We start from the raw sequence: 1761 nt of genomic DNA on the forward strand, positions 1-1761 counted from the left end.
CGCCGGCACCCCTGTTCGAGCAACTCCTGGAGCGGATGCCGATGCCGCCATCCCCGGCGCGCCGACGACCGCCGCCTCCAAAGCTAGCCTATCTCCTACCTGTCGCGGCGTAGGGGGTGGCCGGAACGATGATCAAGGCCGCGTGATCGTTGTCGGGGCCGACCAGATCGAGGCGTAGGGCCTCGACGAGTGAACTGCGAACAGCGGTCGAAGTGGTCGGGGACATCCATCTCTCCATTCTCAGAAGCGGTTGCGAAAGCGGTTGATCCGGGGGCTACCGATCCCAACCATGGAACTCAGTCGCTGTTGCAGCGAGCATGGCGAGTTCCTCAAGATCTTGTTTTTCAAGCAAGCCGATTGTGCATTGACCACACTGAGATGGCAGGCCAATGCCATGGCCATCCAGCGGAACTCATTGGCGCCCATTGATGGCAATGGTACCATCCCCCGTCCATACCGCACCCGTCATGTTGATTTTACTAATGCCCCATGAATACCCGGCAGCGACCAACCATCGAAGGTGAGGAGATCGCCATCGTTCTGATCGGCGACTTCAACCCGATGATTTTTCAGCCGGCGTGGTTTGCCCTCGAAGGACTTATCCGTCGCTCCGAAGCCGAAGAGGCGGACATCGAGATCATGCATCACGATATCGCGAGCTTTCGTCTCGACTGGGTGTCGGTGGACGTGCTGGCTGATCGTTTTTCCGCCAAGATCCGAAGTTCAGCCTTTCGTGTCAGTCTGCGCGACTTGATCGTGGGCACCTTTTCAACGCTCCGCCATACGCCAACCAAGCAACTCGGGATCAATCTGACGCAACGCTGGCGCTTTGCCACGGATGCCGAGTGGCACAACTTTGGTCATTACCTGGCACCGAAGTCGCCGTGGAACGAACTCTTGGTGCAACCCGGCATGCGGGGGATTCATGTCCAGGGTTCCCGGCCCGATGACATGCTTGGACACGTTCTGGTCTCTGCGGAACCGGATCGGTCGGGATTTGTCTCTTTGCGCGTCAATGACCATTTCGAGCTTCCAAAAGACGCTGAGACGGGCGGTACAGCGGCGACAATGTACTTCGTGGAAAAAATCGAATCGGACTTTGACGCATCGCTCCAACGTGCGGAGCAGCTCATCGAAGGCTTAATCACCGGATTTTTGTCACAGGAGCATTTCGATGACGGCACTCACAAGCGGCGGTGACATCCGCGTGCTGACGGCTAATGCAGGTTTGCCCGGATCGCTCAGGACACGCATCAATCAACTCGGTCATTTACCGGCCGGTCTCCTGCACGCACGAGTCGACACCTCGGTGGCCGATCTGCCGACGGATATCCGCTTGCGCTGGCCCACCTTGACGGCGGTGTCATCAAACGGCAAGGCATTGTCGTTTCGTCGCGCGGCCGGGGCATCATCTCCGCTGACAGGACTGGTGACCGACCAGGAATTCGAAGGGATGGTGGTCTCGGTGGCTCCCAAGTGCGATGGCTTTATCGCGCGCCTCGCGGATCTGACGGGGCATGGACCTGAAGAGGAGGCTGAAATCGCCTTCGAGGAGATCAGCCCGGATGACCATCCGTTGATCGTTCCGGGGGCGCTCTTTACCTGGACCATCGGGCGGATGGGCACTGGTTCAGTTCAGTTGTGCAATATAAATTATATATATCAATAACTTGATATATATACCCGCACATTGGAAAATCTGACTTCCTTACAGGGAAACCCTGTATTGACTGCGCTTGGAGTGCGACTATTGGTTTCACC

At 57.4% G+C, this 1761-nt stretch carries 2 protein-coding genes; both read left to right on the plus strand.

Going from position 1 to position 1761, the window contains the following annotated elements; genetic code table 11:
- The first annotated feature begins 489 nt into the window (after window positions 1-489).
- The gene (locus tag QZY07_RS21100) at window positions 490-1200 is read left to right on the plus strand and encodes a hypothetical protein (RefSeq protein WP_295406994.1); all 711 of its coding nucleotides are present in this window, start codon (window positions 490-492) and stop codon (window positions 1198-1200) included.
- On the plus strand, window positions 1175-1669 hold the full coding sequence (locus QZY07_RS21105; RefSeq protein WP_295406997.1) for a hypothetical protein: 495 nt from the start codon (window positions 1175-1177) through the stop codon (window positions 1667-1669). The genes QZY07_RS21100 and QZY07_RS21105 overlap by 26 nt, the downstream gene beginning before the upstream one ends.
- The last annotated feature ends 92 nt before the right edge of the window (window positions 1670-1761 follow it).

Source organism: uncultured Thiocystis sp., from assembly GCF_903866365.1.
In the GTDB taxonomy this organism is placed as follows: domain Bacteria; phylum Pseudomonadota; class Gammaproteobacteria; order Chromatiales; family Chromatiaceae; genus Chromatium.